Origin of the sequence: Phyllobacterium calauticae (assembly GCF_019991125.1) — a bacterium.
Taxonomy (GTDB): domain Bacteria; phylum Pseudomonadota; class Alphaproteobacteria; order Rhizobiales; family Rhizobiaceae; genus Phyllobacterium; species Phyllobacterium calauticae.
In genome coordinates this window covers 1,010,772-1,036,300 of sequence record NZ_JAGENB010000002.1, presented here as the reverse complement: position 1 = coordinate 1,036,300, position 25,529 = coordinate 1,010,772, and the positions used below count along the sequence as shown (strand labels likewise).

The window sequence follows — 25,529 nt, the reverse complement described above, 5'->3', positions numbered from 1 at the left end:
ATCATGACCGCAAGCGGAACGATCAGAACAGGTATCGGCGGCTGGATTTTCGAACCCTGGCGCGGCACCTTCTATCCCAAGGGCCTGTCGAAGGCCAAGGAGCTCGAATATGCCGGGCAGCACCTGAGCACGATCGAGATCAACAGCACCTATTACGGTACCCAGAAGCCGGAAACTTTTGCCAAATGGGCAAGCTCGGTGCCGAACGGTTTTATTTTCTCGGTCAAGGGCAACCGGTTCGTCACCAATCGCCGCGTTCTGGCGGAGGCTGGCGAGTCGATGGAACGTTTCATCAAGTCCGGCATCGCCGAACTCGCCGACCGGCTGGGGCCGCTGCTCTGGCAGTTTGCCCCGACCAAGAAATTCGATGCCGAAGATTTTGGCGCCTTCCTTGATCTCCTGCCGGAGAAGGAAGGCGGTATTCCGCTGCGTCACGCGGTCGAGGTGCGCCATCCCTCGTTCATCGATCCCGATTTCATCGCGCTCCTGCGCCAGAAGAATGTCGCCGTGGTCTATGCCCATCATTTCGACTACCCCGAGATCGCCGATGTGACCGCCGATTTCGTCTATGCCCGCCTGCAGAAGGGCGACGATGCCGTCGAGACCGCCTATCCGGCCAAGGAGCTCGATCAGTGGGCAGAGCGGGTTAAACGTTGGGCAAAGGGCGATGCGCCGGATGACCTGCCCCTAGCCGCTCCCTTGGTCAAACCGGACAAGCAGCCGCGCGATGTTTTTGCCTATTTCATCCATGAGGGCAAAGTGCGCGCGCCGCAGGCAGCCCAGGCGCTGAAGGACCGCCTCTGACGAGAGGCAGGTCAAGTCGCAGGTCAGACAGCACAAAAAACAAGCAGATTGATTAGAATTTAATCAGAGCTGCCTTTTTCTGAATGTTTGTTGTCATGGCTAAATCGCAGGGAGTTCAGAAAACTCCCCGCTCTGTCATCGGTAAAATCCCATTCCTCGAATAAATTCGCTTTAGGGGTCGACTTGGCATGCTTCCTGCTTTTTGTTGTGCAAGCGGGCAAGAGGTCCGCTCGCCATACATAGGGAGTTTATTCTCTGATGAAGAAAATTGAAGCCATCATCAAACCATTCAAGCTGGATGAGGTGAAAGAGGCACTGCAGGAAGTGGGGCTTCAGGGCATTACCGTGACGGAAGCCAAGGGTTTTGGCCGCCAGAAAGGCCATACGGAACTGTATCGCGGCGCTGAATATGTCGTCGACTTCCTGCCAAAGGTGAAAGTCGAGATCGTTCTGGGCGACGAGTCTGTCGAAGCAGCCATCGAGGCGATCCGCAAGGCCGCACAGACCGGCCGTATCGGCGATGGAAAGATATTCGTTTCCAACATCGAGGAAGTCGTGCGCATCCGTACCGGTGAATCCGGTATCGACGCCATCTAGTCCTGCTATCCCATTGCCGGTGCTCCCGCACCGGCCCATCCGCTATCATCGTCGCTGAACAAGGAAAATTGACATGACGACCGCAAAAGACATTCTCAAACAGATCAAAGACAATGATGTAAAATTCCTTGACCTTCGCTTCACGGATCCGAAGGGCAAGCTGCAGCACGTGACGATGGACGTTGCCGAAGTCGACGAAGACATGTTTGCCGATGGCGTCATGTTCGATGGTTCCTCCATTGCCGGCTGGAAGGCCATCAACGAATCCGACATGGTTCTCATGCCTGACACCGACACGGTGCACATGGATCCGTTCTTCGCGCAGTCGACCATGGTCATTCTCTGCGACATTCTCGACCCGATCTCCGGCGAAGCCTACAACCGCGACCCGCGCGGCACCGCCAAGAAAGCCGAAGCCTACATGAAGGCGGAAGGCGTTGGCGACACCATCTTCGTTGGCCCGGAAGCTGAATTCTTCGTCTTCGACGACGTGAAGTACAAGGCCGATCCGTACAACACAGGCTTCAAGCTCGACTCCACCGAACTGCCGTCCAACGACGATACCGACTACGAAACCGGCAACCTTGGCCACCGCCCGCGCGTCAAGGGCGGTTATTTCCCGGTTCCTCCGGTCGATTCCTGCCAGGACATGCGCTCGGAAATGCTCACGGTTCTGACCGAAATGGGCGTTCGCGTTGAAAAGCATCACCACGAAGTGGCTGCGGCACAGCACGAGCTGGGCATCAAGTTCGACGCCCTCACCCGCAACGCCGACAAGATGCTGATCTACAAGTACGTCGTGCATCAGGTTGCCAATGCCTATGGCAAGACAGCCACCTTCATGCCGAAGCCGATTTTCGGTGACAACGGCTCGGGCATGCACGTGCACATGTCGATCTGGAAGGATGGCAAGCCAACCTTCGCCGGCAATGAATATGCCGGTCTGTCGGAAAACTGCCTGTTCTTCATCGGCGGCATCATCAAGCATGCCAAGGCAATCAATGCCTTCACCAACCCGTCGACCAACTCCTACAAGCGTCTGGTCCCAGGTTACGAAGCTCCGGTTCTGCTGGCTTACTCCGCCCGCAACCGTTCGGCGTCCTGCCGTATTCCGTTCGGCTCCTCGCCGAAGTCGAAGCGCGTTGAAATCCGCTTCCCGGATCCGACAGCCAACCCCTATCTCGGCTTTGCCGCAATGCTGATGGCCGGTCTCGACGGCATCAAGAACAAGATCCATCCCGGCCAGCCGATGGACAAGGATCTCTATGATCTTCCTGCCAAGGAACTCAAGAAGATCCCGACCGTCTGCGGTTCGCTGCGTGAAGCGCTTCAGAGTCTCGACAAGGATCGCGGCTTCCTCAAGGCCGGCGGCGTGTTCGACGATGACCAGATCGACAGCTTCATCGAGCTGAAGATGGCCGAAGTGATGCGCTACGAAATGACCCCGCATCCCGTCGAATACGACATGTACTACTCGGTCTGACGGGACCGGTCTGTCGACATGGAAACCCCGGGCATGCCCGGGGTTTTTACGTTAGACCAAGGTATGGTCTTTAAAATTCGCGGAAGAATGATATATTTGCCTTGGAGTGAGAGGCGAGCTTTCGCCCGCCTCCCTTTCCTAGATTATGAATCGAACCCGGAGCAAGATTTGCAAGCCTGTCCGGGTTCTTTTCATTTCCAGGGTGATGACAAGCGGTTTAAACCACATCGCTTCACCTCCAAGTTCAAAGGCAAGGCCATTGGCCCTTGCGTGATCTGAAAATCAGAATGATTTTCGAAGAGATCACGCAAAATCTAAGTTTTGCAGCGTCCTTTACGCGCACGTGGCGCGTGGCGCTGCATGTCGGAAGGCCCATCTTTCCGACACGCTGCTGGCACAGCGCATCCTGCTTCACCCTTGAAACCCTGTATTGAAATTATTGCGCTCAGTTTTGGTGAAAGCAATAAACGTACAGTTGAATCAACGCGATACGGGAAAGTTCTGATAGATCTTGGATGAAAAATCGGCTTCTTTGATCAAGAGCCGGAGAGCCCCTGAAGCACCTTCACTGCGGCAACCATCTCGCGCTCACGCAAAGCCCGCCGGGCCGACGCTTCCGCATCTTCGCCCCACTGCTCGATGGTCCAGTCTTCATCGACATGCGCCAGCATCCAGGCTTCATCGCCGGTAATACGGCCCTTTGCCACGGCAAGCGCCAGAATGGCCGATCCGGTCAGTGTCGTGATCGTGTGCAGGGCGGCAACGGTAAAGGCATCCCTGAATTGTCCGAGATGCACGCCGAGCGCGGCAAGCGTCTCGCGCGGCTGTTCCACATGCATGACGCCCTCGGCAAGGACGAAACGTGCGCCGAGATCGAAGGCTGCCCAATCGATCATGGGATCCCAGAGTTCCGTCTGGCGCTTGACCAGCCGTTCGGGCGAACCCGCGCGGTAGCACAGCATGTCCGAGGAGGCGAAACGCAGCACATCCTCAAGCACGACCTGGGGGTCGCTGACGATCCCGTCGATCGCCGTGTTGGCCAGACGGGTGGCAGGCATCCGCGCCGGGACGATATCATTGTCCTGTGCAGCGAATTCATCGGCAATCATCTGCGCCAAAGCGCGATTTGGCAGCAGCAGATCCTGCCGTGCCGGCGTCTTGACGCGTTTGCCATCCAGTTCGACGGCAAACTGACCATCCCGCTCAACAACCGCTACAGCCTTGTAGAACCGTTTGGGAAACGGCAGGTTCGACTGGACCTGCGCCCGGCGCACCGGATCTGCATCCGACGGACCTTCCGGCGTGTCCATGTTGAAAAGGTCATTGTTCATCGTCATCGTCCGTATGCCTTGCCGGATTGCTGCAACCGCCGATTTTCCCGACCGACAGCCACACCTTGCAATCGGCCTGTTCTAATTGTCTTCGTCGCCGTCACTCTCATCGAGTCCCAGAAGGTTCCACGTCTGCACCATATGTGGCGGCAGCGGTGCCGTCACATCGATGATGCCGCTACCCGACGGATTGGGCACGCGGATACGGCGCGCGTGCAGGTGCAGGCGGTTCTGGATGCCGCCGGGGAAAGACCAGTTGGTGTCGGCCTCGAAATATTTGGGATCGCCGATGATGGGGCAGCCGATATGGGCCGCATGGACGCGCAACTGATGCGTACGGCCCGTATAGGGCTCCATTTCCAGCCAGGTCAGCACCTGCCCGGCGGATTCGATCACCCGGTAATAGGAAACCGCATGATCGGAGTCCGGCTCGCCGTGCTGGGCAACACGCATCCGGTCGCCATCGGGCGTTGTTTCCTTGACCAGCCAGGTCGTGATCTTGTCCTCGCGCTTGCGTGGAATACCCTTGACCAGTGCCCAGTAGGTTTTCTTGGTCTCGCGCTCACGGAACGCCGCGGTCAAAGCCTGCGCGGCACCGCGCGTGCGCGCAACCACGAGAACGCCCGACGTATCGCGGTCAAGCCGGTGCACAAGCCGGGGTTTTTCACCCTTCTTGTTGCGCCATGCTTCCAGCATGTCGTCCACATGGCGATTGACGCCGGAACCGCCCTGCACCGCCAGTCCAGCCGGCTTGTTGAACACGAAAACCTTGGGATCTTCGTAGAGCAGCATCTGGGAGAGGACGTCACCATCTTCCCGGCCGCGAATGCTCTTGCCGGTCAGATGCTGGCCTTCGGCCTTGGCGTCCACCTGCAATGGCGGAATGCGCACGGTCTGGCCGGCCTGCAGCCGCGTATCGGACTTGGCGCGCGAGCCATCCACCCGGATCTGCCCGGACCGCAGCAATTTCTGCAGGTGTCCGAAGCCCAATCCCGGATAATGTACCTTGAACCATCGGTCGAGACGCATTTCCGCTTCGCCGGTGTCAACTGTCTTCTGCTCTACCACTGCCATAAGTCATACCTTGTCTAATCAGGCATGCGCTTAGCACTAAGCGACCGCTCTTGCGAGCCATAATCCGAAAAACAACGCCCCAATGCTCAAGATGACGCTCGCAAGCACATAAATCAGCGTGAAAAGTGCTTCTCCGCGGTTCCACAGCAGCGCAACATCGAGCGAGAACGAGGAAAAGGTGGTGAAGCCTCCCATAATGCCGACCGCAACAAACAGGCGCAGCTCGGTGGAACCGTTGAAACGCCGGGCCAGAAGCTCAATGAACAGGCCCATCAGCAATCCGCCAGCCACATTCACGGTCAGCGTTCCCCAGGGAAAACCCATGCCAAAAATCCGGGTCATCAGCACGCCCACGAGATATCGGGCAACCGAACCGATAGCTCCGCCTGATGCAACCAGTAATATTGCGTTCACTTTGCCTCACCTCCGGCAGTTTATTCTATGAAGTCAAATATTTGACTCATCACGGGACGTTAACAAACGTAGAAAAATGTTCCTTGAACAGACGCGGAACTGACACAACTTTAGAGCATTGAATATTGCAGCGCACAAGCACCTCATGCAGAGTCAAAAATTGAGGAATGTGCGCAGAAGCGGGCATAACGAGCGGAGTGGCAAAGTGTCATTGATACAGATCTATTGGAAATCTCTCCAATATCTTGGGGCGGAAAAGCGTGCGACCACGTTTATCTGCCTGGTCAACGTTGCGTTGGCCCTGACCATGCTGTTTGAGCCCGTACTTGTGGGCCGCGTCATTCAGGCCATCTCGACCAAGACAGCCATATGGCCGCCTCTGAGCCAGCTGGCTGGTGTTGGTTTGTTCCATATCGTCGCCAATGTTCTGGTTTCGCGTGAAGCGGACCGGCTTGCGCATCGCCGCAAACTGTCGGTGCTGACGGAATCGTACAACCGCGTGATCAGCATGCCGCTCGCATGGCATCATCAGCGCGGCACATCCAACGCCATGCACACCCTTCTGCGCGCGATTGAAACCCTGTTCAGCCTCTGGCTTGAATTCATGCGCACCCACCTTGCCACCACCGTTGCTCTGGTCGGGCTTGTTCCGCTGGCTTTGGCCCAGGATTGGCGCCTCGCTTCGGTTCTGGCCGTGCTTGGCGTCATCTATGTCATCGTCAGCCGTGTTGTCACAGCCAAGACCAAGGACGGTCAGGCTCAGGTCGAGCGTCATCATATCAAGGCATTCAGCCATGTGACTGACTCCATGGGCAATATCTCCGTCCTGCAGAGTTATAACCGCATCGACGAAGAAACCCGTGCCTTGCAGTCCTATACAAAGCAGTTGCTGGACTCGCAGTATCCGGTTCTCAACTGGTGGGCCCTGGCTGCCGGTATCAACCGCATGGCCTCCATCATTTCGATGGTCGTCATCCTGTTCCTCGGCTCCTATTTCGTCATGCACAACCAGATGAATGTCGGCCAGGTTGTTGCCTTCACCGGCTTCGCCGCCCTGCTCATCGGCCGTCTTGACCAGCTCAGCGCCTTTGTGAACCAGATTTTTGCTGCCCGCGCCAAGCTGGAAGACTTCTACGAAATGGAAGATTCCGCCGCCTACCAGGCCGAACCGAAGGCCGTGCATGACCTCGACAACATCAGCGGCGAAGTCGAATTCCAGAACGTGTCGTTCGAATTTGCCAAGTCCACACAGGGCCTGAAGAATGTATCGTTCAAGGCGAAAGCCGGCCAGACGGTTGCCATCGTCGGTCCGACAGGCGCAGGCAAGACGACGCTGATCAACGTGCTGCAGCGCGTCTACGATCCCAAGGAAGGCCGTGTGCTTGTCGATGGCATCGATACGCGCACGATCAGCCGCCGCTCGTTGCGCAATGCAATCGCCACGGTGTTTCAGGATGCAGGCATGTTCAACCGCAGCATCGAGGAGAACATCCGCGTCGGCCGTCCGAAGGCTTCGGACGAGGATGTTGCGGCAGCGGCAGCAGCAGCCGATGCCAGCGACTTCATCCTGTCGAAGTCAGCCGGTTTCGACACGATGGTTGGTGAACGCGGTTCGCAGCTGTCCGGCGGTGAACGCCAGCGTGTTGCCATTGCCCGCGCCATCCTGAAGGACGCACCGATCCTCGTTCTCGACGAGGCAACCAGTGCGCTTGACGTCGAAACCGAGGCACGCGTCAAGGCGGCCGTCGACAAGCTGTGCCAGAACCGCACGACGTTCATCATCGCCCACCGCCTGTCGACGGTTCGCGACGCTGACATCGTGCTCTTCATGGATCATGGCGAGATCGTCGAGTCCGGCAGCTTTGACGAGCTGGCACACCAGAATGGCCGCTTCACGGCGCTGCTCAAGGCCGGTGGGCTGAAGCTGGATGATGACACGGCAAACGTCACGCCCTTCCCGCGCAAGCCGCCGGAAGCCGCGTAAGCCTTGACATGATCAACCCGATAAAAAGGCCGCTTCAAATGAAGCGGCCTTTTTCTTGATCCCAATCGGACGTGCAAACGCCAGGCGCGGCCTATTCGCCGCGCTCGACCCTCAGCCGGTTCCAGTATTCGATCCGTTTGCGGATTTCGCGTTCGAAGCCGCGCTCGGGCGGATTGTAAAAGGTCTGACGGCCAAGCGCGTCGGGAAAATAGTTCTGCCCGGAAAATGCATCCGGCTGGTCGTGGTCATAGGCATACCCCTTGCCGTAGCCCTCGCCCTTCATCAGCTTGGTCGGCGCATTCAGGATATGCTTGGGCGGCACAAGCGAGCCGTTTTCCTTGGCCGTGCGCATGGCCGCAGCAAACGCCGTATAGACCGCGTTCGATTTGGGAGCTGTCGCCAGATAGACGCAGGCCTGCGCCAGGGCGAGTTCGCCCTCTGGTGAACCGAGATAGTCATAGGCATCCTTGGCGGCATTGCAGATGACCAGAGCCTGCGGATCGGCGAGCCCGATATCCTCACTCGCCATCCGCACCAGACGCCTGCCGATAAACAGCGGGTCTTCGCCCGCATCGAACATGCGGCAGAGATAATACAGCGCCGCATCGGGATCGGACCCGCGCACGGATTTGTGCAGGGCCGAGATCAGATTGTAGTGCCCGTCCTGCCCCTTGTCATAGACCGGAGCCCGCCGCTGCACGATCTGCTGCACACGCTCGACATTGAAGATTTCGCCGGTGCGGGCCGCGCGCCAGACTTCCTCGGCCAGTGTCAGGATCGCCCGGCCATCGCCGTCCGCCATGCGCACCAGGCTCGCCCGCGCCTCCTCGTCCAGTGGCAGCGGCTTGCCTTCATGTTCCTCGGCGCGCTGCATCAGCGCCATCAGGCTGGCTTCGTCGTGCGGATGAAACACAAGGACGCGCGCACGGGACAAGAGAGCGGCATTGAGCTCGAAGGACGGGTTTTCGGTGGTGGCTCCCACGAGCACAATCGTCCCGTCCTCCATGACAGGCAGAAACGAATCCTGCTGGGCACGGTTGAAGCGGTGAATCTCGTCGACGAACAACAGGGTCTGGCGGCCCGACATTTTGCGGGCACGGGCCATGTCAAAAACCTTCTTCAGGTCGGCAACACCGGAAAAAATGGCCGATATCTGTTCGAAGGCAAGATTGGTCTCACCTGCCAGCAACCGCGCCACGGTGGTTTTACCCGTTCCAGGCGGTCCCCAGAAAATCATCGATCCCAGCGAACCGGATTCGATCATGCGCGTCAGCGCGCCTTCCGGTCCGGTCAGGTGCTCCTGGCCGGTGACTTCGCCAAGCGAGCGCGGACGCAAACGGTCAGCAAGCGGCCTGCTCCGGTCCGAAGCCGAATCCTCCTTTGCTGCAAACAGATCCGTCATTGTCCCATCTGCCTCATCTATCGAATGATCTGCCGGATGATTGCGCCATCCCGCTCGAATTCAAAGCGCCACAGGACCGGCTTGGTTGCCATCACAGTCGCCAGATCGGCGGCGGTCGCAATATCGCGACCATTGACCTTGCGCACGATATCGCCGGGCTGCAAGCCGATCCGCGCTGCCGGTGTATTGGCAAAAATCTTTTCCACCGCAACGCCGGTCGTTTCCGCCGACAGGTGCAGTCTTGTCGCGCTGCTGGGCGTGAGTGTGATGACCTGCGCGCCGGAAAGCGGATTCTTGCCCTGGATCACCGTCTTGTTGGCGGGATCGTCCGGCCGCGGCTTTTCCAGAACGAGGGAAATCACCTTCTCCTTCGACCGGCTCAAGACGTTGAGCTTGACGGTCTTGCCGATCCCGGCGGTCGACAGGCGATAGCCCAGGCCGTCGAAATTCTCGATGCGGAAATCATCAACCGCCAGAATCACGTCGCCAACCTGCAGTCCGCCTTTCTCAGCCGGTCCATCCTTGGCAACGTTCGTGACAAGCGCGCCATAGGGCTGCTTCATGCCCAGGCCTTCGGCCACATCGGACGTCACGTTCTGGAAGGTCGCGCCGATATACGGGCGCTCGAACTTGTCGCCGCCCTGCTTTGCCGTTTCAACCACGGCCCGCACCATGTTCGACGGGATGGCGAAGCCGATCCCCACCGAACCGCCGGAGCGGGAAAAGATCGCCGTGTTGATGCCGACAAGCTTGCCATCCATGCCGATGAGCGCGCCACCGGAATTGCCGGGATTGATCGCCGCATCCGTCTGGATGAAGAAATCGAAATCCGAAATCCCCACCCGGGTACGCGCCTGCGCCGAGACGATGCCGCTGGTGACGGTCTGGCCCACGCCAAAGGGATTGCCGATGGCAAGAACCAGATCACCCACCTCAACCTTGTCCGAATCCGCCAGCTGCAGGATCGGCAATTGCTCTCCGGCCTCGATCTTGAGGATGGCGAGATCCGTCGATTCATCCTTCAGGAGAATGCGCGATTCAAACTCGCGGCCATCCGAGAGGGCAATCTTGACCGTTTCCGCATCGCGGATGACGTGGTTGTTGGTGACCACGATGCCCGAGGCGTCGACGATAACGCCGGAACCGAGCGATGACTGGATGCGCGGCGGGCCATTGAACTGGCCGCCAAAGAACTGCTCGAAAAACGGATCGCCGGCAAAGGGCGAACGCTGCTGTACTTCCCGCGCCGCATAGACGTTGACCACCGCCCCGGCAGTCTGCTTGACGAGCGGCGCAAACGACAATTGTGTATCCACACGTGATGCCGGAACCTGCTTTGCCGTATCAGCCGCCGTCTGCGCATGCACCGGCACGATCATGGCGGAAACGAGTGCGGAGGTGACGAGCAGCGCCCGGGCCGATTGCGCGATTTTGGAACAACCCATGTCGATCTCCCGAACTGATGAATCAGTAAAACGTGTTAACCCAATGTGCTGAATTTCAACGCGGATACCAGCCATGAAACAAAGCAAATTTGAGACATTCAAAGCAGCTTCGTCATTGCACCGATATTCTCGCCCGCTTCAGCAAATTTGTGGTCCAGGGTATAGATGGTGGCGCCGTGATGAAAGTCGAGCAAAAACAGAAAAGGGGCCCGCAAAGGCCCCTGTCCCAAATCATCGATGCGGAAGCGCTGGATTATGCGGCTTCGGCTTCGTTTGCCTGTTCGGCAGCAACGCGGGCCAGATCCTTGGAACCCTTGGCGCTGACATCGCGATCGACGAATTCGACAACGGCGAGCGGTGCATTGTCACCGGTGCGGAAGCCTGCCTTCATGATGCGGATGTAACCGCCGTTGCGCTGACCGTAGCGCGGAGCAAGCGTGTCAAACAGCTTTGCTACGAGCTTGGCATCGCGGATCGCCGAAATGGCCTGACGACGAGCGTGCAGATCACCGCGCTTGCCAAGCGTGACAAGCTTTTCAACGATGGGACGAATTTCCTTGGCCTTGGGCAGCGTTGTAACGATCTGCTCATGCTCAATCAATGATGCAGCCATATTGGCAAACATCGCCTTACGATGGCTGGCAGTCCGGTTAAGCTTGCGGCCTGAATTACCGTGGCGCATGAGCCTTCTCCTTCAATTTCTCAGTTCGGGCTCATTGCCCGGGCTTGGTTGTCGGGCAGAGCCCGGATTAATACTGGTCTTCGTAACGCTTCGCGAGGTCTTCAATGTTTTCTGGCGGCCAGGATGGGACTTCCATACCGAGATGGAGACCCATGGAAGCCAGAACTTCCTTGATTTCGTTCAGCGACTTGCGACCAAAGTTCGGTGTGCGCAGCATTTCTGCTTCTGTCTTCTGAATAAGATCGCCGATATAGACGATGTTATCATTCTTCAGGCAGTTTGCCGAGCGTACGGAAAGTTCGAGTTCGTCGACCTTCTTGAGCAGAGCCGGATTGAACGCAAGTTCAGTGACCTGTTCCTGCTGTACTTCTTTCTGTGGCTCGTCAAAGTTGACGAAGATCGCCAGCTGGTCCTGCAGGATGCGTGCTGCATAGGCAACGGCATCTTCGCCGGAGATCGAACCATCGGTCTCGATGGAAAGGATCAGCTTGTCATAATCGAGAACCTGTCCCTCGCGGGTGTTTTCGATCTTGTACGATACTTTGCGAACCGGTGAGTAGAGGCTGTCAACCGGGATCAGACCGATTGGCGCATCTTCTGCACGGTTGCGGTCAGCCGGAACGTAGCCCTTGCCGGTGTTGACGGTGAATTCCATGCGGATTTCAGCGCCTTCGTCCAGCGTGCAGATAACGTGTTCCGGATTGAGGATTTCGATATCGCCAACCGTCTGAATGTCGCCAGCCGTCACAACGCCTGGGCCTTCCTTGCGGACGACCATGCGCTTGGGACCGTCGCTTTCCATGTGGATCGCGATTTCCTTGATGTTCAGGACAATGTCCGTCACATCTTCACGAACGCCGGGGATCGACGAGAATTCATGCAGAACGCCATCGATCTGTACGGCAGTCACGGCAGCGCCGCGCAGCGAAGACAGAAGCACACGGCGCAGAGCATTACCGAGCGTCAAGCCGAAGCCGCGTTCAAGCGGCTCGGCGACGACCGTTGCCTTTGTCTTCGAGCCGGAGGTCTGAAACTCGACCTTGTTCGGCTTGATCAGTTCTTGCCAGTTTTTCTGGATCATCTAGTTTTTCCCTATCCTTGCCTTGCCACCATCCAATCGTGGCAATGAAGCGTGGAAACCGCAGAGGAGCTGAATGTCAGCTCATGCGGCCAAATCTTGTCGAAACAGATTAGACGCGGCGACGCTTGCGCGGGCGGCAGCCATTGTGCGGGATCGGGGTCACATCGCGGATCGACGTGATCGTGAAACCAGCAGCCTGGAGCGCGCGCAGAGCCGATTCACGGCCGGAGCCCGGTCCGCAAACTTCAACTTCGAGCGAACGCATGCCATGTTCCTGTGCCTTCTTGGCACAATCTTCAGCAGCCATCTGTGCAGCGAAAGGCGTGGATTTACGCGAACCCTTGAAGCCCTGCGCACCGGCGGAGGACCAGGCAATCGCATTGCCCTGCGCATCCGTGATGGTGATCATCGTGTTGTTGAATGTCGAATTAACGTGGGCAACACCCGACGAAATATTTTTACGCTCGCGGCGGCGAACGCGTGTGGCTTCCTTGGCCATAGTAGTCCTTTCAGTTGATCTCGACGCCTCCGTATTTCCAGAGGCTCCACCATGGTTTCAGTTAAAGTGCGAAACCGGCACTTGTCTCTGCAACAGCAGAACCGGCGCAGCGAACCGCGCCGGCGTGATCTTACTTCTTCTTGCCGGCGATTGCCTTGGCAGGACCCTTGCGGGTACGCGCATTGGTATGCGTACGCTGGCCGCGAACCGGCAGGGAGCGGCGATGACGCAGACCGCGGTAGCAGCCCAGATCCATCAGACGCTTGATGTTCATCGAAACTTCACGACGCAGATCACCCTCAACGTGGTAATCGCGGTCGATCGTTTCACGAATCTGCAAGACTTCGGCATCGGTCAACTGATTGACACGACGCTCTGCAGGAATGCCGACTTTCTCGACGATTTCCTGTGCAAACTTTTGACCAATCCCGTGAATGTACTGAAGCGCGATAACAACGCGCTTGTTCGTCGGGATGTTGACGCCAGCAATACGAGCCACGTCTGTTCTCCTTGTTAACCGGCAGAGCTGGGCAGTCAACGCGACCGGCCAGATGACGGGATGAAAATGATATCCGGGACAAACACAAACGATCAGCCCCGAACCTGCTTTACCGGATCGGCGCCGATCGCTTCATATCCAAGCGAATTTCCGCCGTCTTTGAAGGAATCGCTCCGAAAAGTCAACTCCTCCCGTACATTTTTGTCGGAATCTAAAGTTCCGCCAAAATCTTTTCGATCGATTTGGTGACTTCTTCGAAGTCCGCCATGCCATCGACCTTCTTCAACTTGCCCTTGGCGTAGTAATAGCCGATCAGGGGCGAAGTCTGCTTGTAGTAAGCCTCGAGCCGCGTGCGGACCGTTTCAGCATTGTCATCGGGACGCCGCTTGAATTCCGTCGAACCGCATTTGTCGCACACACCCGGTACCTTGGGCTGCTTGTTGGTGTCGTGATAACCGGTACCGCACTTGGCACAGGTATATCGACCCGAGATCCGCTCGACGAGCACATTGTCGTCGACCTCGAGCTCGATGACGCAATCCAGCTCAAATCCCTTGTCCGACAGCATGTCCTCGACCGCATCCGCCTGGACAAGTGTCCGCGGGTAACCATCGAGAATGAAGCCATTGGCTGCATCGGGCTGATCAATGCGCTCTGAAACGATCGCATTGACAATTTCGTCGGATACCAGCTTGCCGGCATCCATCACAGCCTTGGCGCGCAAACCGACATCGGTTCCGGCTTTGACTGCGTCCCGCAACATGTCCCCGGTGGAGAGCTGCGGTATCCCTAGTTTTTCTACCAAGCGCTGAGACTGAGTTCCCTTACCTGCCCCCGGTGGTCCGAGAAGTATTAATCTCATCTGTTCCGCTTCCCTCCACGGAGCTTAGACTTCTTGATAAGCCCCTCATATTGATGCGCGATCAGGTGACCCTGGATCTGTGCAACCGTATCGAGCGTAACGCTCACGACAATCAGCAGCGATGTACCGCCGAGATAGAAAGGAACGCCAGCCCAGGAAATCAGGAACTCCGGCAGCATGCAGATCAACACGAGATAGGCTGCGCCAAGAACTGTAATGCGGGTCAGAACGTAGTCGATATATTCGGCAGTGCGTTCGCCGGGGCGAATGCCGGGAATAAAGCCGGAATGCTTCTTCAGCTGATCGGCGGTGTCCTTCGGGTTGAAGACGAGCGCTGTGTAGAAGAAGGCAAAGAACACGATCATCGCGGCATAGGACGCCATATAGAGCGGCTGGCCATGGCCAAGCGAGGAAAGAATCGTCGTCGCCCAGCCGGGAAGACCCTCACTCTTGGCAAAGCCGGCAATGGTCGCAGGCAACAGCAGCAGCGAGGACGCGAAGATCGGAGGAATAACACCCGCCGTATTGAGCTTCAGCGGCAGGTGCGACGTATCGCCCTGGAACATGCGGTTGCCGACCTGGCGCTTCGGATACTGGATCAGCAGGCGGCGCTGTGCGCGTTCGACGAAGACAATGATACCGATGACGGCGATGGTCAGGATGATGATCGCCAGAATAACCGGAGTGGACAGGGCGCCGGTACGGCCGAGTTCCAGCGTGCCGGAAATGGCCTGCGGCAGGTTGGCGACAATACCGGAGAAGATGATCAGCGAAATACCGTTGCCGATACCGCGCGCCGTGATCTGTTCGCCCAGCCACATCAGGAACATGGTTCCGCCGACGAGCGTGATAACGGTGGAAAACAGGAAGAACGGTCCGGGATTGGTCACGATACCCTGACTTCCCTGCAGGCCGACCGCAATCGCATAGGCCTGGACCGTTGCCAGAAGCACGGTGCCATAGCGCGTATACTGATTGATGACCTTGCGGCCCTGCTCTCCGTCTTTCTTCAGCTGTTCCAGAGCCGGGATGACCGAGGTCATCAGCTGAACAATGATCGATGCGGAGATGTAGGGCATGATGCCCAGGGCAAAAATCGCCATACGGGCCACGGCACCGCCGGCGAACATGTTGAACATGCCGAGGATGCCCTGCGCCTGATGGTTGAAGGCCTGGGCATAGGCGCCGAGATTGATACCCGGAAGCGGGATATAGGTGCCAAGCCGGTAAACCAGCAATGCCCCAAGTGTAAACCAGATGCGCTTTTTAAGCTCTTCAGCTTTGGAAAAAGCAGAGAAATTAAGATTGGAGGCGAGCTGTTCAGCGGCTGATGCCATAAGTAATCTCCGGTCTGCGCCCGTCAGGCACTGACGGTCCTACCCAGATATGTGCCGTTACTGCGCCGTGCTTTCCCAAAACGTGCAGGGAATGCATCAACACTAGGATTTACCCATCATATTTACCAAAAGAATGATGCGGATTGTTTTGGTAAATATGATCGGGGAAGACAAGATACAAGCGGCGACCCGGAGGGCCGCCGCTCATTCAATAGAATTATTCTGCAGCCGCTGCAACAGCAGGAAGCTTGACCGAACCGCCGGCCTTTTCGATCTTTTCGATCGCGGCCTTGGAGGCACCAGCAACTTCGATCGTTACCGCAGTTGTGATATCACCACCGGAAAGCAGGCGAACGCCGTCCTTGGCGCGGCGGATAACACCGGCAGCCTTCAGGGTTTCAATCGTGATCGCAACCTTGGCATCGAGCTTCTTGGCATCGATGGCTGTCTGGATACGGCCAACGGATACTTCATTGAAGTTCTTCATGAAGATGTTGGTAAAGCCGCGCTTTGGCAAGCGACGGTAAACCGGCATCTGGCCGCCTTCGAAGCCGTTGATGGCAACGCCGGAACGCGACTTCTGGCCCTTCACACCGCGACCGGCAGTCTTGCCGGAGCCGGAGCCGATACCACGGCCAACGCGCTTGCGCGCTTTGGTGGCGCCTGGGTTTTCACTCAGATCATTGAGTTTCATTTGATCAATCTCCGGAGTTCTTAAGCCTCGTCCACAACGCGGACGAGATGCTGAACTTTCGCAATCATGCCACGGACGGAAGGCGTATCTTCCAGAACCCGGCGACGATGCATCTTATTGAGGCCCAGGCCGATCAGCGTTGCGCGCTGTTCTGCCGGACGGCGGATAGGGCTGCCGATCTGTTCGACCGTAACCGTCTTACCCTTCTTCTTCTCAACCATGACTTATATCCTTTAGTCTACAGCTAGCGGGACCGAGATCCCTGCCCTGCTGCGCCAGCTTCTGGCCTATTCTTCCGAACCGACCACGTCGCGGCGACGAGCCTGCAGTGTGGAGTACTTGATACCGCGCTGGGCAGCGATGTCCTTGGGGTGCATCTGGTGCTTCAAGGCATCGAATGTCGCACGAACCATGTTGTATGGGTTCGACGAGCCGAGCGACTTGGCAACAACGTCCTGTACGCCCAGTGTCTCGAAGACAGCGCGCATTGGACCGCCGGCGATGATACCTGTACCAGCTGTGGCTGCACGAAGCAGAACCTTGCCGGCGCCATGACGGCCTTCAACATCGTGGTGAAGGGTACGGCCCGAACGCAGCGGTACGAAAATCATTTCGCGCTTGGCGGATTCGGTTGCCTTGCGGATGGCTTCCGGCACTTCGCGCGCCTTGCCATGACCGAAACCAACGCGACCCTTCTGGTCGCCAACGACGACGAGAGCTGCGAAACCAAAACGCCGGCCGCCCTTGACGACCTTGGCGACGCGGTTGATGTGAACAAGCTTGTCAACGAATTCGCTATCGCGCTCTTCGTTGCGGCCGCGATCCTCGCGGTTCCGTTTTTCCTGTGCCATGCTCCTAATTCCTTTTTCTTTTCCGGTAGCACGAATGATAGTAACGAAATCCGGCTTGCAGGAGACAAGCTCCTGCAGTTCCGGATTTCGGATGTCTTGCCTTAGAAGCTGAGACCAGCTTCGCGAGCAGCTTCAGCAAGTGCCTTTACACGGCCGTGGTAAATGTAGGCGCCACGATCGAAGACAACTTCCTTGATGCCAGCCTTGACGGCACGCTCTGCAACGAGCTTGCCGACGAGTGCTGCTGCACCCTGGTCTGCACCGGTCTTGAGCTGACCCTTCAGGTCAAGATCAAGTGTCGATGCGGATGCAATCGTATGTCCACGCGCATCATCGATGATCTGCGCATAGATATTCTTTGAAGAACGGTGGACGCTGAGCCGCGGACGGTCACCGGCAACCGCCTTGAGCTGGCGGCGAACACGCGCAGCGCGACGCTGAATAATTTCTTTCGGCGATGCCATGACACGAATTCCTTACTTCTTCTTACCTTCTTTGCGAACGATCTTCTCGCCCGCATATTTAACGCCCTTGCCCTTGTAGGGTTCTGGACCACGATATTCGCGGATCTCAGCGGCGACCTGGCCGACCTGCTGCTTGTCGATGCCCGTGACGACGATTTCCGTCGGCTTCGGTACAGCAACTGTGATGCCAGCTGGTACGTCATAGATCACTTCGTGGCTGAAACCGAGCGACAGCTGCAGGTTCTTGCCCTGCATGGCCGCACGATAACCAACGCCGTTGATCTCAAGGCGCTTTTCAAAACCGTCCTTAACACCTGCGAAGATGTTGACGATCATCGTGCGGCTCATGCCCCACTTCGACCGGGCGGTCTTGCTGCTGTCACGCGGATCAACGCGAACGGCATTATCTTCGAACTTGACCAGAACTTCGTCGTTGGCGACAAAGCTCAGTTCACCTTTGGGGCCCTTGGCCTTAATGGTCTGGCCGTCAACGCTGGCTGTTACGCCTGGCGGGACTGCCACTGGTTTTTTACCGATACGAGACATTTTTCAAACCTTTTCAAGCCAGCGGTTAGAATATACGGCAGAGCAATTCGCCGCCGACATTCTGTTCACGTGCCTCGTGGTCTGCCATCACGCCCTTCGGCGTCGACAGGATCGAAATACCAAGACCGTTAGCAACCTGCGGAATCGACTTGACCGAAACGTAAACGCGACGGCCAGGCTTCGAAATACGGGTAATCTCACGGATTACAGGTACGTTCTCAAAATACTTCAGTTCGATTTCGATCTCGGACTTGCCGTTTTCAAAATCTACCTGGCTGTATCCGCGGATATAACCTTCAGACTGCAGAACATCCAGAACGCGTGCGCGCAGCTTGGAGGCAGGTGTGGAAACCTTGCCCTTTTTGCGCATGATGGCGTTGCGGATACGTGTCAGCATATCGCCGAGAGGATCTGTCATAGACATCCGTCTTCTCCCTTACCAGCTCGACTTCACGACGCCGGGCACCTGGCCGAGCGAACCCAGCTGGCGCAATGCGATACGCGACATTTTCAGTTTGCGGTAATAACCGCGTGGACGACCGGATACTTCGCAACGATTGCGAATGCGAACCTTGGTCGAATTCCGTGGCAGTTCTGCCAGCTGGATTGTCGCGCGGAAGCGCTCATCCAGCGGAAGCGACTGGTTCATCACGATTGCCTTCAAACGGGCACGCTTTGCAGCATACTGCTTGACGAGCAAACCACGGCGCTTGTTCTTTTCGACTGCGCTAGTCTTTGCCATTTCAAATACCTCGCTACGCTTGCCGTTACTGCCGGAAAGGGAAGTTGAAGGCGCGCAGGAGAGCGCGGGCTTCATCATCCGTCTTTGCAGTCGTGCAAACGATGATGTCCATGCCCCAGATCTGATCAACCTTATCGTAGTTGATCTCCGGGAACACGATGTGTTCCTTGATGCCCATGGCGAAGTTGCCACGACCGTCAAAGCTCTTCGGGTTCAGACCGCGGAAATCTCGAACGCGCGGCAGCGCGATCGTGATCAGGCGATCCAGGAATTCATACATGCGCTCTTTACGAAGGGTAACCTTCGTGCCGATCGGCATATTCTCACGTACCTTGAAGGTAGCGATCGAATTACGCGCCCGGGTAATAACCGGCTTCTGACCAGCAATCAATGCCAGATCTTCAGCTGCGACAGTTGGCTTCTTGGAATCAGCCGTAGCTTCACCAACGCCCATGTTGAGAACAACTTTGGTGATGCGGGGAATCTGCATCTCGTTGTCATATTTGAACTGCTCGAGAAGGTCTTTACGTACCACTTCCAGGTACTGCTTCTTCAAGCGTGGTTCGATCTTTGCACTGGTATTAGCCATCGATCAGGTCTCCTGAGCGCTTTGCTACACGTACCTTCTTGCCGTCTTCAAGAACCTTGAAGCCAACGCGGGTCGGCTTGCCATCCTTGGGGTCGGCGATCGCGAGGTTCGACAGATGGAGCGGCGCTTCTTTCGAAATGATGCCGGCTTCCTGGGTCTGTGTCTGCTTCTGGTGACGCTTGACAACATTAACGCCGCGAACGAGCGCCTGCTCGTCCTTCGGCAAAACTTTGATTACTTCGCCGGTACGGCCCTTGTCCTTACCAGCAAGAACGACAACGCGGTCGCCTTTACGGATCTTCTGCATCGTCTGCTCCTTTAGAGTACTTCTGGAGCCAGCGAGATGATCTTCATATGGCTCTTTGCGCGGAGTTCGCGCGGAACCGGTCCGAAGATACGCGTGCCGATAGGCTCTTTCTTGTTGTCGATCAGGACGGCGGCGTTCTTGTCGAAACGAATAACGCTCCCATCCGCGCGACGGATATCCTTGGCGGTACGAACAACCACCGCCTTCATCACGTCACCTTTTTTAACACGGCCGCGCGGAATTGCTTCCTTGATCGAAACGACAATAATGTCGCCGACCGAAGCATATTTCCGCTTCGAGCCGCCCAGCACCTTGATGCACATGACACGACGTGCGCCGGAATTATCCGCGACGTCGAGGTTTGTTTGCATCTGAATCATGACTAGCCGCCTTCTTCTTGTTCAACCGGACTGGGCTTTCCTTGCCCCTCGCGATTGTTGCGTACTTACATACAGATAATTAATATTAACTTGCTGGGGCGTCTGTAACGACAACCCAACGCTTGTCTTTCGAAATCGGCTTCGATTCCTGGATGGAAACGGCATCGCCGACTTTGAACTGGTTATTCTCGTCGTGCGCCTTGTACTTCTTGGACTGGCGCACAGTCTTCTGGAGGAGCGGGTGCGAATAGCGCCGCTCGACCTTGACCACGACGGTCTTGTCGTTTTTGTCGCTGACGACAACGCCCTGCAGAATGCGTTTAGGCATGGTTTTCTTCCTTAAGCCTTGCTCTCGACCGCTTTCTGGCGGGCGACTGTCTTGATGCGCGCGATATCACGGCGGATCTGCCGGACACGTGCGGTTTTTTCCAACTGGCCAGTCGCCTTCTGGAAGCGCAGGTTGAACTGCTCTTTCTTCAGCGTAGCCAACTCTTCATTCAACTGATCGAGGCTCAAGGCCCGGACTTCTGCGGATTTCATAGCATCCACCCCTTATTCTGCGATGCGCTGAATAAAGCGCGTCTTGACCGAAAGCTTGGCAGCACCAAGGCGAAGAGCCTCACGAGCCACATCTTCCGGAACGCCGTCGAGTTCAAACATGACGCGGCCTGGTGCTACACGAGATGCCCAGTAGTCCACGGAACCCTTACCTTTACCCATGCGGACTTCGGTAGGCTTCGATGTTACGGGCACATCCGGGAAAATCCGGATCCACACACGGCCGGCACGTTTCATGTGACGGGTAATTGCACGGCGAGCGGCTTCGATCTCACGCGCGGTAACGCGGTTCGGCTCGAGGGCCTTCAGGCCGAAAGCACCAAAATTAAGATCCGTGCCGCCTTTCGACGCGCCGTGGATACGGCCCTTGAACTGCTTGCGGAACTTTGTGCGCTTAGGCTGCAGCATTGTTCTCTACTCCAAAATTCTCTTTCCGGAAAGACGCTATTTTAAGCGTTTTCGCGGCGACGGTTCTGACCCTGATGACCATCACCTTCAACAGCGCGACGTTCGGAGGCCATTGGGTCATGCTCAAGGATCTCGCCCTTGAATACCCAGACCTTGACGCCGCAGATGCCGTAGGCGGTGTGTGCTTCAGCAGTTCCGTAGTCGATATCGGCACGAAGTGTATGCAAAGGCACACGGCCTTCACGGTACCATTCCATACGCGCAATTTCCGCGCCGCCGAGACGACCCGAGCAATTGATACGAATGCCTTCTGCACCAAGACGCATGGCCGACTGAACGGCACGCTTCATGGCACGGCGGAATGCAACACGGCGTTCCAGCTGCTGAGCGATAGACTGCGCAACCAGGACTGCATCTGTTTCCGGCTTGCGGACTTCAACGATATTGAGCGTTGTGTCTGCATTCGTCATTTCTGACAGCTTGCGGCGCAACTTCTCGATATCGGCGCCCTTCTTGCCGATGATCAGACCCGGACGTGCAGCGTGGATCGTCACGCGGCACTTCTTGTGCGGACGCTCGATCACCACCTTGGAAATGGCAGCCTGCTTCAGCTCGTCCATCAGATACTTGCGGATCTTCAGGTCTTCATGCAGCAGCTTGCCGTATTCACCCGTGTTCGCGTACCAACGCGAGTCCCAGGTCCGATTGATGCCAAGGCGGAAACCAATCGGATTAATCTTCTGGCCCATTATGCGGCCTCCCCTTTTTCCTCTGCTTCGCGGACAACGATCGTCAGATGCGAGAATGGCTTCTCGATCCGGCTTGCACGACCGCGGCCACGAACGTGGAAACGCTTCATCACGATTGACTTGCCTACGTAGGCTTCAGCAACAACCAGTGTGTCAACATCCAGGTCATGGTTGTTTTCAGCGTTGGCGATAGCTGATTCGAGAGTCTTTTTCACCGTTCCTGCAATCCGCTTGCGCGAAAATTCCAGATCGGCAAGAGCGGCGTTAACCTTCTTGCCACGGATCAGAGCAGCCACCAGATTTAGCTTCTGAGGGCTGATGCGGAGCGTACGGGCAACGGCTTTCGCCTCGTTGTCCTTAAGCTGGCGCGGAGCCTTAGCCTTGCCCATCTTTATTTCCTCTTCGCTTTCTTGTCCGCGCCGTGACCGTAATAGGTACGCGTCGGAGCGAATTCACCGAACTTGTGTCCGATCATCTCTTCGTTGACCGAAACCGGCACATGCTTGTTACCATTATACACACCGAAGGTCAGACCGACGAACTGTGGCAGGATCGTGGAGCGACGGCTCCAGATCTTGATAACTTCACTGCGACCGCCCTCACGTACCTTCTCAGCCTTCTTGAGAAGATAGCCATCGATGAACGGGCCTTTCCAAACTGAACGAGCCATTTCAGACTACCTCTCTTACTTCTTGCGCTGATGACGCGAACGAGCGATGAACTTGTCCGTCGACTTGTTGGAGCGCGTCTTCTTGCCCTTCGTGGGTTTGCCCCACGGAGAAACAGGATGACGACCACCTGACGTACGACCTTCACCACCACCGTGCGGGTGATCAACCGGGTTCATGGCAACACCGCGAACGTGCGGGCGCTTGCCAAGCCAACGACTGCGGCCGGCCTTACCAAGGCTGATATTGCCATGGTCAGGATTGGATACTGCACCGACCGTGGCGAAGCACGAACCGTGGACGAGGCGCTGTTCACCCGAATTCAGGCGAAGGATTGCCATGCCCTGGTCGCGGCCGACGAGCTGCGCATAGGTACCGGCGGAACGGGCGATCTGACCGCCCTTGCCTGGCTTCATCTCCACATTGTGGATGATGGTGCCCACCGGGATCGACGACAATGGCATCGCATTGCCTGGCTTCACGTCCGTCTGTGCGCCAGCGATAACGCTGTCGCCGACAGCCAGACGCTGCGGAGCCAGGATGTAGCTCAGCTCACCGTCTTCGTAGCGGATGAGCGCAATGAATGCGGTCCGGTTCGGATCGTATTCAAGGCGTTCAACCTTGGCAGCCACGTCATGCTTGCGGCGCTTGAAATCTACAAAGCGGTATGTGCGCTTGTGACCACCACCCTGGTAGCGTGCAGTGACGCGACCGGAGTTGTTACGACCACCCTTTGAATGAAGACCTTCGGTCAGCGCCTTGACAGGCTTGCCCTTGTAGAGCTCCGAGCGATCCACGATGACCAGCTGACGCTGGCTTGGTGTGGTTGGATTATAATGTTTGAGTGCCATTGTCTTTACTCCACGGCCCCTCAGAGACCAGTCGAAACATCGATCGACTGCCCTTCGGCAAGCGTCACGATAGCTTTCTTGACATCACTCTGGCGCCCGACGATGCCGCGGAACCGCTTCACCTTGCCTTTGCGCACAGCTGTATTGACTGCAGTTACCTTCACGCGAAACAGCGCTTCGACTGCGGCCTTGATTTCCGGCTTCGTTGCCTTGCGGGCCACGTTGAAGACGACCTGGTTATGTTCGGAAACCAGGGTCGACTTTTCGGTGATAACCGGGCTGACGATCACGTCGTAATGGCGAAGATCGGTCATTTGAAACGCTCCTCGAGAGCTTCAACTGCAGCCTTGGAAAGCACGAGCTTGCCGCGACGCAGGATGTCATAAACATTGATGCCCTGAATTGGCAGAACATCGATGTTCGGGATGTTCGAAGCAGCGCGACGGAAATTCGCATCAATCTCGGCACCGCCGATGAGAAGCGCATTTTCGAAGCCCAGCTTGGCGAACTGCGAAACAAGTACCTTTGTCTTGGCATCGGTAGCGGCCAGCTCATCGATGATGATGAGCTCGGAAGCCTTTACCTTGGCAGACAGGGCATGACGGAGCGCAAGAGCGCGTACCTTCTTCGGCAGGTCATGTTCGTGGCTGTGAACAACCGGACCATGCGCCTTACCACCGCCGCGGAACTGCGGAGCACGTGCCGAATGGTGACGGGCGCGGCCCGTACCCTTCTGCTTGTACATCTTGGCGCCGGTGCGTGCGATTTCCGAACGACCCTTTGCCTTGTGTGTTCCCTGCTGCTTGCGGGCGAGCTGGTAACGGACCATGCGCTGAAGGATGTCGTCGCGTGGCTCAAGGCCGAAAATCTCTTCCGAGAGCTTCACCTTGCCGGCGTCTTTGCCTTCAAGTGTTGTAATTGTGAGATCCATTATACGGCTCCCTCAGTCGTCTGAGCTACTTCTGCATCAGACACAGCTGCTGCGGCGTTTGCGGCCTGGCGAACACCAGCTGGCTTGGGGGCCGTTGCCGGCAGCGCTACCTTGACGGCATCGCGTACCAGGATCCATGCACCCTTGGAGCCAGGAACAGCACCACGAACGAGAATAAGACCACGATCCAGATCCGTCGAAACGACTTCGATGTTCTGGGTCGTCACGCGGGTCTGACCCATGTGACCGGCCATCTTCTTGCCCTTGAACACTTTACCCGGGTCCTGACGCTGACCGGTCGAACCGTGAGCGCGGTGTGTTACCGAGTTACCGTGTGTGGCGCGGTGACCACCGAAGTTGTGGCGCTTCATCGAACCGGCAAAACCTTTACCGATCGACGTACCCGTCACATCAACCTTCTGACCAGCAACGAAATGCTCGGCCGTGATCTCAACACCGACATCCAAGAGGTTGTCGGCAGAAACGCGGAACTCAGCCACTTTCGCCTTTGGCTCAACGGAGGCCTTCGCGAAATGACCGCGCAATGCCTGCGTTGTATTCTTTACTTTGGCCAGTCCAACACCGAGCTGAACAGCTGTGTAGCCATTCTTCTCGACTGTACGCTGAGCCACGACATGGCAATTCTCCATACGAAGAACTGTCACAGGTACATGCTCGCCTGCGTCATTGTAGACGCGAGTCATGCCCAGCTTCTGTGCAATTACACCTGAACGCATCGGTTCGTCCTTCCGTCCTCAAGCCTTACAGCTTGATCTCGACATCAACACCAGCGGAAAGATCGAGCTTCATCAGCGCGTCTACTGTCTGCGGGGTTGGGTCTACGATATCGAGAAGACGCTTATGAGTGCGCATCTCGAACTGTTCGCGGCTCTTCTTGTCGATGTGCGGCGAGCGGTTTACTGTGAACTTCTCGATCCGTGTAGGAAGCGGGATCGGTCCGCGCACATTGGCACCGGTACGCTTGGCAGTCGACACGATTTCCCGCGTCGAATCGTCAAGGATCCGATGATCAAACGCCTTGAGGCGAATGCGGATGTTTTGACCGTTCATTTCATCTTTTCCTTGTTTAGCGGAGACGCCTATAGCAGGCGCCTCTGCATAAAACCTTAATATTATTCAATGATCGAAGCGACGATGCCTGCACCGACGGTGCGGCCACCTTCACGGATAGCGAAGCGCAGCTTCTCTTCCATTGCGATCGGCACGATCAGCGTCACATCAACCGAGATGTTGTCGCCGGGCATGACCATTTCCGTGCCTTCCGGCAGCGTCACCA

General features: G+C 56.9%; 37 protein-coding genes. 4 read left to right on the top strand and 33 right to left on the bottom strand.

Translation table 11 applies throughout. The annotated features are described in order from the left end of the window. Window positions 1-3: 3 nt before the first annotated feature. From J1W56_RS11000 to glnA, 3 genes are all read left to right on the top strand, one after another. Complete coding sequence (locus tag J1W56_RS11000; protein WP_223613279.1) at window positions 4-804, top strand: DUF72 domain-containing protein; 801 nt, start codon at window positions 4-6, stop codon at window positions 802-804. A 258-nt stretch (window positions 805-1,062) separates the two neighbouring features. Continuing rightward, entirely contained in the window at window positions 1,063-1,401 is a 339-nt protein-coding gene (locus J1W56_RS10995) for a P-II family nitrogen regulator (protein ID WP_008123000.1), read from the top strand. Between the two features lie 73 nt (window positions 1,402-1,474). Beyond that, a complete protein-coding gene (gene glnA, locus J1W56_RS10990; RefSeq protein ID WP_223613278.1) occupies window positions 1,475-2,884 on the top strand; it encodes a type I glutamate--ammonia ligase in 1,410 nt (469 codons plus the stop codon). 536 nt (window positions 2,885-3,420) lie between these two features. Here the strand turns inward: glnA and J1W56_RS10985 are convergent. The 3 genes from J1W56_RS10985 to crcB form a co-directional block, all read right to left on the bottom strand. Continuing rightward, complete coding sequence (locus tag J1W56_RS10985; protein WP_223613277.1) at window positions 3,421-4,215, bottom strand: ATP12 family chaperone protein; 795 nt, start codon at window positions 4,213-4,215, stop codon at window positions 3,421-3,423. Window positions 4,216-4,296: 81 nt separating this feature from the next. Further along, on the bottom strand, window positions 4,297-5,289 hold the full coding sequence (locus tag J1W56_RS10980; RefSeq protein ID WP_223613276.1) for an RluA family pseudouridine synthase: 993 nt from the start codon (window positions 5,287-5,289) through the stop codon (window positions 4,297-4,299). Between the two features lie 36 nt (window positions 5,290-5,325). Next, window positions 5,326-5,703 (bottom strand): fluoride efflux transporter CrcB, encoded by a 378-nt coding sequence (crcB, locus tag J1W56_RS10975; protein WP_223613275.1) that lies wholly within the window; start codon window positions 5,701-5,703, stop codon window positions 5,326-5,328. 205 nt (window positions 5,704-5,908) lie between these two features. Here crcB and J1W56_RS10970 point away from each other — a divergent pair, with 205 nt between their 5' ends. Continuing rightward, on the top strand, window positions 5,909-7,687 hold the full coding sequence (locus tag J1W56_RS10970) for a glucan ABC transporter ATP-binding protein/ permease (RefSeq protein WP_223613274.1): 1,779 nt from the start codon (window positions 5,909-5,911) through the stop codon (window positions 7,685-7,687). A 91-nt stretch (window positions 7,688-7,778) separates the two neighbouring features. Here J1W56_RS10970 and J1W56_RS10965 read toward each other — a convergent pair whose 3' ends face one another. From J1W56_RS10965 to J1W56_RS10820, 30 genes are all read right to left on the bottom strand, one after another. Continuing rightward, a complete protein-coding gene (locus J1W56_RS10965) occupies window positions 7,779-9,089 on the bottom strand; it encodes a replication-associated recombination protein A (RefSeq protein ID WP_223613273.1) in 1,311 nt (436 codons plus the stop codon). Between the two features lie 17 nt (window positions 9,090-9,106). After that, complete coding sequence (locus tag J1W56_RS10960) at window positions 9,107-10,534, bottom strand: DegQ family serine endoprotease (RefSeq protein WP_404928117.1); 1,428 nt, start codon at window positions 10,532-10,534, stop codon at window positions 9,107-9,109. 253 nt (window positions 10,535-10,787) lie between these two features. Beyond that, on the bottom strand, window positions 10,788-11,216 hold the full coding sequence (rplQ, locus tag J1W56_RS10955) for a 50S ribosomal protein L17 (RefSeq protein ID WP_223613272.1): 429 nt from the start codon (window positions 11,214-11,216) through the stop codon (window positions 10,788-10,790). 67 nt (window positions 11,217-11,283) lie between these two features. Then, window positions 11,284-12,297, bottom strand: coding sequence for a DNA-directed RNA polymerase subunit alpha (locus J1W56_RS10950; protein WP_112526662.1), 1,014 nt, complete (start codon window positions 12,295-12,297; stop codon window positions 11,284-11,286). Between the two features lie 109 nt (window positions 12,298-12,406). Beyond that, window positions 12,407-12,796 carry a 30S ribosomal protein S11 gene (gene rpsK / locus J1W56_RS10945; RefSeq protein WP_008124952.1) on the bottom strand — a complete coding sequence of 130 codons (390 nt, stop codon included), beginning with the start codon at window positions 12,794-12,796 and terminating at the stop codon, window positions 12,407-12,409. Window positions 12,797-12,926: 130 nt separating this feature from the next. After that, window positions 12,927-13,295 carry a 30S ribosomal protein S13 gene (rpsM, locus tag J1W56_RS10940; protein ID WP_008124949.1) on the bottom strand — a complete coding sequence of 123 codons (369 nt, stop codon included), beginning with the start codon at window positions 13,293-13,295 and terminating at the stop codon, window positions 12,927-12,929. Between the two features lie 211 nt (window positions 13,296-13,506). Further along, a complete protein-coding gene (locus tag J1W56_RS10935; RefSeq protein WP_223613271.1) occupies window positions 13,507-14,157 on the bottom strand; it encodes an adenylate kinase in 651 nt (216 codons plus the stop codon). Then, entirely contained in the window at window positions 14,154-15,494 is a 1,341-nt protein-coding gene (secY, locus tag J1W56_RS10930) for a preprotein translocase subunit SecY (protein WP_223613270.1), read from the bottom strand. Before secY ends, J1W56_RS10935 begins: the two co-directional genes overlap by 4 nt. A gap of 217 nt (window positions 15,495-15,711) precedes the next feature. After that, window positions 15,712-16,188 (bottom strand): 50S ribosomal protein L15, encoded by a 477-nt coding sequence (gene rplO, locus J1W56_RS10925; RefSeq protein ID WP_105732698.1) that lies wholly within the window; start codon window positions 16,186-16,188, stop codon window positions 15,712-15,714. Between the two features lie 20 nt (window positions 16,189-16,208). Next, window positions 16,209-16,409 (bottom strand): 50S ribosomal protein L30, encoded by a 201-nt coding sequence (rpmD, locus tag J1W56_RS10920; RefSeq protein WP_105732697.1) that lies wholly within the window; start codon window positions 16,407-16,409, stop codon window positions 16,209-16,211. A 66-nt stretch (window positions 16,410-16,475) separates the two neighbouring features. Then, window positions 16,476-17,039, bottom strand: coding sequence for a 30S ribosomal protein S5 (gene rpsE / locus J1W56_RS10915; RefSeq protein WP_105732696.1), 564 nt, complete (start codon window positions 17,037-17,039; stop codon window positions 16,476-16,478). Window positions 17,040-17,140: 101 nt separating this feature from the next. Further along, window positions 17,141-17,503 carry a 50S ribosomal protein L18 gene (gene rplR / locus J1W56_RS10910; protein WP_105732695.1) on the bottom strand — a complete coding sequence of 121 codons (363 nt, stop codon included), beginning with the start codon at window positions 17,501-17,503 and terminating at the stop codon, window positions 17,141-17,143. 12 nt (window positions 17,504-17,515) lie between these two features. Further along, window positions 17,516-18,049, bottom strand: coding sequence for a 50S ribosomal protein L6 (gene rplF / locus J1W56_RS10905; RefSeq protein WP_223613269.1), 534 nt, complete (start codon window positions 18,047-18,049; stop codon window positions 17,516-17,518). 25 nt (window positions 18,050-18,074) lie between these two features. Then, on the bottom strand, window positions 18,075-18,473 hold the full coding sequence (gene rpsH / locus J1W56_RS10900) for a 30S ribosomal protein S8 (RefSeq protein WP_091876988.1): 399 nt from the start codon (window positions 18,471-18,473) through the stop codon (window positions 18,075-18,077). A gap of 12 nt (window positions 18,474-18,485) precedes the next feature. Next, complete coding sequence (gene rpsN, locus J1W56_RS10895; RefSeq protein ID WP_223613268.1) at window positions 18,486-18,791, bottom strand: 30S ribosomal protein S14; 306 nt, start codon at window positions 18,789-18,791, stop codon at window positions 18,486-18,488. Between the two features lie 25 nt (window positions 18,792-18,816). Continuing rightward, entirely contained in the window at window positions 18,817-19,380 is a 564-nt protein-coding gene (gene rplE, locus J1W56_RS10890) for a 50S ribosomal protein L5 (protein ID WP_223613267.1), read from the bottom strand. Further along, a complete protein-coding gene (gene rplX, locus J1W56_RS10885; RefSeq protein WP_105732691.1) occupies window positions 19,373-19,687 on the bottom strand; it encodes a 50S ribosomal protein L24 in 315 nt (104 codons plus the stop codon). Before rplX ends, rplE begins: the two co-directional genes overlap by 8 nt. Window positions 19,688-19,698: 11 nt before the next feature. Then, window positions 19,699-20,067, bottom strand: coding sequence for a 50S ribosomal protein L14 (gene rplN / locus J1W56_RS10880; protein WP_008124924.1), 369 nt, complete (start codon window positions 20,065-20,067; stop codon window positions 19,699-19,701). Between the two features lie 85 nt (window positions 20,068-20,152). After that, window positions 20,153-20,395: a 30S ribosomal protein S17 gene (gene rpsQ, locus J1W56_RS10875; RefSeq protein WP_099999158.1), complete on the bottom strand. Its 243-nt coding sequence runs from the start codon at window positions 20,393-20,395 to the stop codon at window positions 20,153-20,155. 11 nt (window positions 20,396-20,406) lie between these two features. Then, a complete protein-coding gene (rpmC, locus tag J1W56_RS10870; protein ID WP_105732690.1) occupies window positions 20,407-20,607 on the bottom strand; it encodes a 50S ribosomal protein L29 in 201 nt (66 codons plus the stop codon). A gap of 12 nt (window positions 20,608-20,619) precedes the next feature. Further along, window positions 20,620-21,033 (bottom strand): 50S ribosomal protein L16, encoded by a 414-nt coding sequence (gene rplP / locus J1W56_RS10865; protein WP_091877000.1) that lies wholly within the window; start codon window positions 21,031-21,033, stop codon window positions 20,620-20,622. A 41-nt stretch (window positions 21,034-21,074) separates the two neighbouring features. Further along, window positions 21,075-21,782 carry a 30S ribosomal protein S3 gene (rpsC, locus tag J1W56_RS10860; protein WP_223613266.1) on the bottom strand — a complete coding sequence of 236 codons (708 nt, stop codon included), beginning with the start codon at window positions 21,780-21,782 and terminating at the stop codon, window positions 21,075-21,077. Then, window positions 21,782-22,171 carry a 50S ribosomal protein L22 gene (gene rplV, locus J1W56_RS10855; protein ID WP_106716807.1) on the bottom strand — a complete coding sequence of 130 codons (390 nt, stop codon included), beginning with the start codon at window positions 22,169-22,171 and terminating at the stop codon, window positions 21,782-21,784. The genes rpsC and rplV overlap by 1 nt, the downstream gene beginning before the upstream one ends. Before the next feature lie 2 nt (window positions 22,172-22,173). Beyond that, a complete protein-coding gene (rpsS, locus tag J1W56_RS10850) occupies window positions 22,174-22,452 on the bottom strand; it encodes a 30S ribosomal protein S19 (protein ID WP_008124912.1) in 279 nt (92 codons plus the stop codon). Between the two features lie 15 nt (window positions 22,453-22,467). Then, a complete protein-coding gene (rplB, locus tag J1W56_RS10845) occupies window positions 22,468-23,301 on the bottom strand; it encodes a 50S ribosomal protein L2 (protein ID WP_112526650.1) in 834 nt (277 codons plus the stop codon). A 20-nt stretch (window positions 23,302-23,321) separates the two neighbouring features. Next, a complete protein-coding gene (locus J1W56_RS10840) occupies window positions 23,322-23,615 on the bottom strand; it encodes a 50S ribosomal protein L23 (RefSeq protein WP_223613265.1) in 294 nt (97 codons plus the stop codon). Further along, the gene (gene rplD, locus J1W56_RS10835; RefSeq protein ID WP_223613264.1) at window positions 23,612-24,232 is read right to left on the bottom strand and encodes a 50S ribosomal protein L4; all 621 of its coding nucleotides are present in this window, start codon (window positions 24,230-24,232) and stop codon (window positions 23,612-23,614) included. The genes J1W56_RS10840 and rplD overlap by 4 nt, the downstream gene beginning before the upstream one ends. Continuing rightward, complete coding sequence (rplC, locus tag J1W56_RS10830) at window positions 24,232-24,969, bottom strand: 50S ribosomal protein L3 (RefSeq protein ID WP_105732685.1); 738 nt, start codon at window positions 24,967-24,969, stop codon at window positions 24,232-24,234. The genes rplD and rplC overlap by 1 nt, the downstream gene beginning before the upstream one ends. Before the next feature lie 25 nt (window positions 24,970-24,994). After that, window positions 24,995-25,303, bottom strand: coding sequence for a 30S ribosomal protein S10 (gene rpsJ / locus J1W56_RS10825; protein ID WP_008124902.1), 309 nt, complete (start codon window positions 25,301-25,303; stop codon window positions 24,995-24,997). A gap of 62 nt (window positions 25,304-25,365) precedes the next feature. After that, window positions 25,366-25,529, bottom strand: a 164-nt coding sequence (locus J1W56_RS10820; protein ID WP_450091437.1) for an EF-Tu C-terminal domain-related protein, incomplete at its 5' end; no start/stop codon positions are given.